Here is a 7,376-nt window from a genome sequence, read left to right as displayed (position 1 = left end):
GCGGCGCGGATCGCGGCCGGGCATCGGCACGTCGGTCAGCGCCGGCGCCGGCTCCGGTTCAGGCGAGACCAGCGTCGGCAGTGCGGCGGTCGCCGGCGGCGGCTCGCCGCGTTCGATCGCATCGAGGCGACGCGTCTCGCGGTCGATGGTGCGCACCGCGAGCCACGACGACAGCGGCGTGAGATCGACGGTGCGGCTGAGCTTGTCGGGGGGACCCGCCGCAAACAGCTGAATCTCCGGCGGCGCGCCGGACAGACCGGTCATGATCGGCGTCAGGCTGGCGCGGATGTCGGCCTGGTCGGCGGGGATGTCGTAACCGCCGGAGATGATGGCGCGGGCGTTCCTGGCTTCAAGCGGGGTCGCGCCGACGCGCAGGCGGCCGTCGCGGATCGTGAACGCCATCTGCGCCGAGGCCACTGCAATCGGCCCCGCAGACAATGCGGGCTCGACGAGCTGACGCAGCCTGGCGTCATCAGCGATCTGCCCGCCGTCGCTCGCGCGGATGGCAATCTCGAAGGCGCGCGGGTTGAGGCCGCTGATCTCGGCCTGGTCCAGCGTCACCGTGCCGTTGCCGGCAAGCGCGCCTGTTAGCGCCGAGACGCTGCGGCCCTGGCTCGTCAACGTCATCTGAACCGAGGCGCGCCCCTTGGGTAGAGCAAGATCGCGGTAACGCAGCGAGGCCACATCGACATTGGTGAGCTCGAGATGCGCGTTCACCGCCAGACCGCCCGCGCCATTGCGCGCGTCAAAGCTTGCGGCCAGTTCGCCACCGCCAAGGCGACCCTTCAGCGCATCGAGCGCGAGCGACTGACCGTCGCCACGAAGCGTGCCGCTGAACGGGCGGATCTCTAGTCCGTCAGGCAAATTGCCGCGCAACGCCTGGAACGCGATGCGGCCGCGCCAGCCGGTGATGAGGCCCGCGCTGAGCGCCTCGCCGCTGTCACGCCCTGCGGCGCCGACGGCAAGCGCTAGCGCCGGCATCAGGTCGAGCGTATCGAGCCCGACCTCACCATCGACACTCTTCTCCTGATCGAACGTCACGGCGAGATGACCGCGCAGGTGTGAACCGGACGCGGTGCCGTCGAGATCGTCGAAGGTCAGGCGATTGCCTGACAGCGTGAGGCGGGAGGACAGGCTCACATTCTGAGCCGATTTGTCGGCAGGGCTGGTCCCGAACAACGGCGCCAGATTGGCATTGCGCAAGTGCAGATTGACGTTGGCCTTCGGTTCTGCCGCCGACAGGTCGACGCTGCCTTGCGCATCCGCGTCCAGCCCGCCGCCGGCAAGCTTTGCGTTCAGTTGCAACGGCTTTCGCCAGGCGCCGCTCAACTTGCCCTCGATCTGCGAGGCGCCCTCGCCTGCGGCGACCATGCGATCGAGGCCGAACAGCGCCGTCAGTGCGGCGGCCTGCGGCGCCGAGAGCTTCGACTCCAGCGTGAAGTCGCTGCTGCGCAATTTGTCGATGTCGAGGCCGCCAACCGCCGAGACCTGCGGCTGCGCTGCGAGCGTCGCGGTGGCCTTGAGCTGCGGCGCATCGAGATCGAGCACTATTCGGGCATCGCTGCGATCGGCATGCTCGGCATTCTTGTCGAGGCTGAGGTCGAGCTTCAGGCGCGTCGCGCCGGGCAGCGCCGGGATCGCATCGAAGCGCGCGCGCAACGCAGGCGCAACCGGCTCAAGCAAAGCCGTGAGATCGTGCAGCGAATTGGCCGACGATTTCAGCGCAAGCTTGCCGGTGGCCCGGGTGCGGTCAAAAGTGCCGCTCGCCTCCGTGGTCACGCTACTCGCCTGACCGAAGCGCAACTGCTCGAGCGACAACGCGGTCGGGCCGTAGCCGACTTTCACCGCGAACGGTCGCAGCTCCTGCCCGGCCGAGATCGCGCGGCCGATGTCGAGCGAGAGCTTTGCCTCCTCCGGCCATTCGCCTTGCGGCCCCGCGAGCGCGCGGACAAAGCTCGCGGCGGCGTCGAGATCGAGACGATCCGCCTTCAGCTCCGCATCGATCCGCGAGCCCTTGTTGGCGCCTGTTTGCACGAAGGCGATCCGCCCCTCGACCGCGCCACCTTCAATGTCGGCCTTGAGCCCGTCGATGGCCAGATGATTGGCCGCGATCGTCACGTTGCCATTGAGGCGGAGCGGCCGCGTGCTGCGCCTGATGGCCTCGCTGCGGCCCTGGAGCCAGGCCACCAGCGTATCCGGATCGGAGGACTCGACACTGACGCGGCCGCTGAAGCTGTCGGCGCCGGGCGCGGCGCCGTTGAGCGAAACCTGCGTCATGCCGGGCGCGCGCAGTTCGAGCCGCTGAAAGATCCAGGACCGGCCATCGGTCTGGAGCTCGGTCGTGATGTTCTGGAGCGGACGGCCGCCCAGCATGATCTGGTCGGAGTTGAACTCGATCTGCGCCGGGATCGGCGCCTGCGGGATCGCGGCAAGGCCGGCGCGCAGAGCCGGCAGGATGCGCAGCGGCTCGGCATCGTCGCGGCCGGCGAGCTTGTCGGCATCGACCTGCCGCGCCGACAGGACGGCACGCAGCAGCGGCGAGGCGCCGAACCTGAGGTCGCCGACGCCGCCGACCTTCAGCGCGCTGTCTTCGGGGCCGAAGCTCGCGTCGATCTGGTCGAACTTGGCACCGGCCGGGTCGGCCTTGAGTTTTGCGGTGAGCTTCCAGGGCGTCGGCCCCGCCTCGCCCGCCTTCTTCGTCGGCGGCACGGCCAGCGTCAGCGCGCCATCGAATTTCGGCAGGCGGTTGTCGAAGGCCAGCACGCCTTCGAGATCGGCCAGGATGGCGCGCTCGCCCGGATCGATATTGAGGTGCACGCGGGTGGCGGTGCCGTCCGGGCTCGGGCCGGACGAGACGCGGAACGGATAACGCACGCCGTTGGCGGTGAATTTGCCATCGCCCCGCACCGAGCCCGCGAGCGAGCGCACGTCGCCGGAGAAGACGATGTCGTTGAGCTCGAGCGTCGAGCGGCTTGCGGCATCATGAAGGGCGACGCGGCCGGTGAGGTTGAGCCGCTCGATGGCGAGCGAGGCGAGATTGAACGTGCCGCTCGCGGTGGACGGCAGATCGACCTTGCCCCTGGCATCGAGGCCGAGATCCGCCGCCATGCCACCGACCGAGAGCTCGGTGGCGCGCCATTCGCCGCGCATCAGCGAGCTCAGGCTGAACTCGACATCGAGCTTGTCGGCGCGCAGGCGCCCGAGATCGTTGTTGCCGCCGAAGGTGACCGAACGCAGCCGCAATTTCGGCGCCGGCAACAGACGCGCATCGAGCTCGCCTGCCACACGCACCGGGACACCGATGATTCGGGTCGCCTCTGCCTCGAACTGGGGCCGGAACTGGTTCCAGTCGACGAAGTAAGGCCCGATCAGCGCGGCCAGCAGCGCTACGATAAAGGCAATCGCCAATCCGAGCAGCGTCGTCTGCACGGGTCTCCCCTCGGCCAAGCCGGCACCCGGGTCAAACCCAAGCTGACAAACCAAGCTTCAGGCGCGCCGGAACAGCCCCTTATATAGGGGGAAGTGTGGCGAAGTCACAGCGACTGTTGCGCGCGGAGGTTAATTGCAGGAAGCGGACAGTGCGGCCTTCATGGTTCGAGACGCCCGCTTTGGCGGGCTCCTCACCATGAGGGTCTAGGACCTCGCCGCGAAACAAAACCTCATCCTGAGGAGCCCGCCCAACGGCGGGCGTCTCGAAGGATGGGCCAGAAGGAAACTACCCACCTCACCAGCTGGCCGGAAGGCACTTCAGGCCCCGCAACACGAAGGTCGGGCGCCACTCCGGGTTTTCGACGTCATCGATGCGCAAGTCCGGCAGCCGCCGGAGCAGCGTGGCGATGGCGACCTCGGCCTCGATGCGCGCCAATTGGGCGCCCAGGCAGAAATGGATGCCGCCGCCGAACGACAGCGGCCGGACATTCGGCCTGGTGATGTCGAGCCTCTCGGGGTGATCGGGGTAGACGGCCGGGTCGTGATTGGCCGAGCCGAGCAGGCAGAGCACGGTCTCGCCCTTGGGGATGGTCTTGCCGCCGAGATCGTCGATCTCCTCCAGCGCGACGCGGCCGGTCATCTGCACCGAGGAATCGTAGCGCAGGAATTCCTCGATCGCGCCCACCATCAGGTCCGGCCGCGCCTTCAACAGCGCGAGCTGATCCGGATTGCGATGGAGCGCGAGCAGACCGTTGCCGATCAGATTGACCGTGGTCTCGTGGCCGGCGCCGAACAGCAGGATGATATTCGCGGTCAGCTCCTCATTGGTGAGCTTGTTGCCGTCCTCTTCGGCCTGCACCAGCTGGGTGATGAGGTCATCACCGGGATTGCGGCGGCGAAGCTCGAACAGCTGCTGGAAATACATCTGCGCCATCGTGGTGGCGGCGTTGCCCTTGGCAATCTCCTCCGGCGTCATCGGCACCGGATCGAGCAGCCGTCCGCCGTCGCGCGAGCTCTTGTAGAACACCTCGCGATGGTCCTCGGGAATGCCGAGCATCTCGCAGATGATGGTGACAGGCAGGCGGAAGGCGAAATCCTCGATCAGGTCCATCTGGCCGCGGTCGATGACCGCATCGATGGTCTGGTCGACGATCTCCTGGATGCGCGGCCGCATGTCCTCGACGCGGCGGGCGGTGAACGCCTTCACGACCAGGCCGCGCAGGCGGGTGTGATCGGGCGGATCGGCCTGCAGCATCCAGTGCCCCATGCTGCGAAACACCGGCTCCTTCATGATGTCGGGGCCATAGCGGCGCGTCGTGCGCTCGACGAAATCCTTGCCGAAACGTTTGTCGCGCATCACGAGGCTGACCTCGGCGTGACGACTGGCCACAAACTGGCCGAACGGCGTGACGTGGATCGGGTCGATCGTGCGCAGCCGGTCGTAATGCGGATAGGGATTGCGGATGAAGTCCGGCGCGAGCGGATTGAACAGGGGATCGCTGGCGACGCTCTGCACTTGCTCGTTCATGGTGACCTCACATCGGTTGCCGCATGACACGATACGCCGATTGCAGCCGAGGGGCCGGCGTAACCATCCCTGACGAATTATCAACTCGATACATTGTTGTATCGAGTTGCATTCTGCCTTAAACTGCCGCGATGTCAAGGCTGAGAACCAGGCCGACCAGGGACGACACGCGCGAGGCGCTGTTCGAGGCGGCCGCGCGCGTGTTCGAGCAGGACGGGATCGGCGGCGCCAGCATCGAGGCGATCGCGGCCGAGGCCGGCTTCACCCGCGGCGCGTTCTATTCAAACTTCAAAAGCAAGGACGAGCTGATCTTCGCCATGCTCGAGGACCATGTCGAGCGATCGATCGGGCGCAACATGGAGATCCTGGCGCAGCACAGGAACCTCGACGACTTCATTGCGGCGCTGAAGTCGATGGACCGCACGCGGCAGGATCCACTCGGTCGTTCGCCCCTCCTCCACATGGAGATGATCCTGTTCGTCGCCCGCGCGGAAAAGCGCCGACCTGAACTCGCAAAACGCCTGCGCGCGCGGCGCAAGCTGATCGCCGATATCGTCGAGGCGACCCTGAAGGACAGCGCCAAGGGCGAGACGCTCAACCCGCCCTGGATGGCCTCGGTCGTGCTGGCGCTGGAAGACGGCTTTCGCCTGCACCGGCTGATCGATCCCGAGACGACGCCGGCCGGCAGTTTTCTGCGGGCGATCACGGATTTGCGGCGGAGGACGGGACTGGCGTCGGATTAAAAAGCGGCTGGGCGTGTCTTCATACCTGCGGGATGTCCGATTGTTGGAATGAAGCAGGCTTAGGGAGGCAATTCGCGCATATCGCTCTTTGATCCAAAGCTGACCTGTTGGGAGTGCAACTGCCAGAGGGGAACCTTTGCACCCACGTAGACCGCTAGGAACTTTCGTCTCGAGGTGCTATTGTCGAACATCATCGGCCGAACTCTGACCAGGCCCCGGTGACTGAGAGACGCGACTGCGCTCCCGCCTAAAGCGTGGAGGATCGCGTGCCCCGATACTATTTCCACATCAAAGACGACGTAACGACGCTTGATCGCGAGGGGACCAACCTCGCTGATCTGGATGCAGCCCGTAAAGAAGCTGTAGGGCTTAGTGGAGAAGTTCTACGCGACGGCGCACATTTGTCGCTTTGGAGCGGTTCTCCGTGGGTGCTTTGGGTTACTGACCAGCCGGAGGACCAGGGCCAAACTCTGTTCACCCTGTCATTCTCGGCCGTTCAGGGGGCCCTCAGTTGGATCTAAGACTCCTCTTGCCTCGTGAACATGGGAGCGCGCCTATGGAACGCTATTTCTTCGACATCCAGAGCGGCCGCGAGTTGTTTGCAGACGAGGAAGGTTTACGCTTGCCGGATCGAAAAGCGGCCGAAGTCGAGGCGATGCAAACGCTCGTGGGGATCGTCAAGGAGTCGGTCTTTAAAAGCGAGCGACCGGACTTGGCGGTGGAAGTGCGCTCAGCCACCGAACGGCTGTTCTGTGTTTCTATGGTTCAGCGCAACGGAAGCACTAAGCATTGAGGCGTTGGCTGTGCCGCTGGTCTACTGCTGACCCGAAGCCATCTGCGAGAGCAGAGCGCGCGTCTGCTCCGCTCCCAAATTCAGACGTCAACTTGTTCTGCTATCGGGAGAGCGTCGTCGATCGACCTCGATGCAGTCCCGCCAAAATGCGGGGGGTACGTTGATAGAGCAACCCAAGCCACGACCCGATGCCCCAGCCCACTGCCCGAAATGCGACGGGCTGCCCCGCCTATATTTGGAGCTACCCGACACGCGCACTGGCACCATGGCTTACGTTTATCGGTGCAACCGGTGTGGGGGCCTTATTTGGCTCGATTAGGCCGCTTCAATTCGCCTCCTCTTTCACAGAGTAGAGTTCATTTGTCTGGACTTAGGTCATCTAAGAGGATCAGTATCCAAAATCGACTCAGTCCCCTTTGAAAGGAGGACGCAATGGAGAAATTTATCCACGATGAGAATTTGAAGCGCTACCGAGAGCTTCCGGCCATGGAGACCGACTTGGAAAAGCGCAAACAAATCCAGTACCTGATCACGGAGGAATTGGATAAGGCTCCTCGTCCCAAACTTGGCAAAACGATGGAATAGCGAAAAGGGCCGCCTCAGTTGGCGGCCTCTTTCAATTGAAGTACTTTGCGATTTCTTCGTACTTCTCCCAGACCTGTTCGTCCGCGCGATACCAGCAGCATCCATAGTGGCGTTGATCCTTCAACGGGCCTCGCTAGTCAATTCGAAGTACGTGACTGGGTTGCCTCTGAGGAACGTAAGCAGCCGAAAGGGTAAGGCCGCATCGGTCGGCGGCCTCTCTCAATTTTTCCAATGTCGCCTTTCGGCCCAGGCTGTGTGAAAATCGCGTAACTTGGGCGCACCGGCGCATTTCGCGGCC

Annotated in this window: 5 protein-coding genes; 3 read left to right on the top strand and 2 right to left on the bottom strand. The window is 64.5% G+C overall.

Annotated features, from left to right (window positions below; genetic code table 11):
• Positions 1 to 3,429: AsmA-like C-terminal region-containing protein (locus Q0687_RS00905; protein WP_298870990.1), on the bottom strand; the 3,429-nt coding region annotated here is incomplete at its 3' end.
• Between the two features lie 295 nt (positions 3,430 to 3,724).
• The gene (locus Q0687_RS00900) at positions 3,725 to 4,957 is read right to left on the bottom strand and encodes a cytochrome P450 (protein WP_298870987.1); all 1,233 of its coding nucleotides are present in this window, start codon (positions 4,955 to 4,957) and stop codon (positions 3,725 to 3,727) included.
• Between the two features lie 131 nt (positions 4,958 to 5,088).
• On the opposite strand from Q0687_RS00900, the gene Q0687_RS00895 reads away from it, so the two are divergent.
• The 3 genes from Q0687_RS00895 to Q0687_RS00885 all read left to right on the top strand — a co-directional run bounded on the left by Q0687_RS00895 (position 5,089) and on the right by Q0687_RS00885 (position 7,078).
• Positions 5,089 to 5,700, top strand: coding sequence for a TetR/AcrR family transcriptional regulator (locus Q0687_RS00895; RefSeq protein ID WP_298870984.1), 612 nt, complete (start codon positions 5,089 to 5,091; stop codon positions 5,698 to 5,700).
• Between the two features lie 556 nt (positions 5,701 to 6,256).
• Positions 6,257 to 6,493, top strand: coding sequence for a hypothetical protein (locus Q0687_RS00890; RefSeq protein WP_298870982.1), 237 nt, complete (start codon positions 6,257 to 6,259; stop codon positions 6,491 to 6,493).
• Between the two features lie 432 nt (positions 6,494 to 6,925).
• Positions 6,926 to 7,078, top strand: coding sequence for a hypothetical protein (locus Q0687_RS00885; RefSeq protein WP_298870981.1), 153 nt, complete (start codon positions 6,926 to 6,928; stop codon positions 7,076 to 7,078).
• The last annotated feature ends 298 nt before the right edge of the window (positions 7,079 to 7,376 follow it).

The sequence above is a fragment of the uncultured Bradyrhizobium sp. genome, assembly GCF_936928535.1.
Classification (GTDB): Bacteria; Pseudomonadota; Alphaproteobacteria; order Rhizobiales; family Xanthobacteraceae; genus Bradyrhizobium.
The sequence above is the reverse complement of the archived record's forward strand: the minus strand, read 5'-3'. Positions and strand labels throughout refer to the sequence as shown.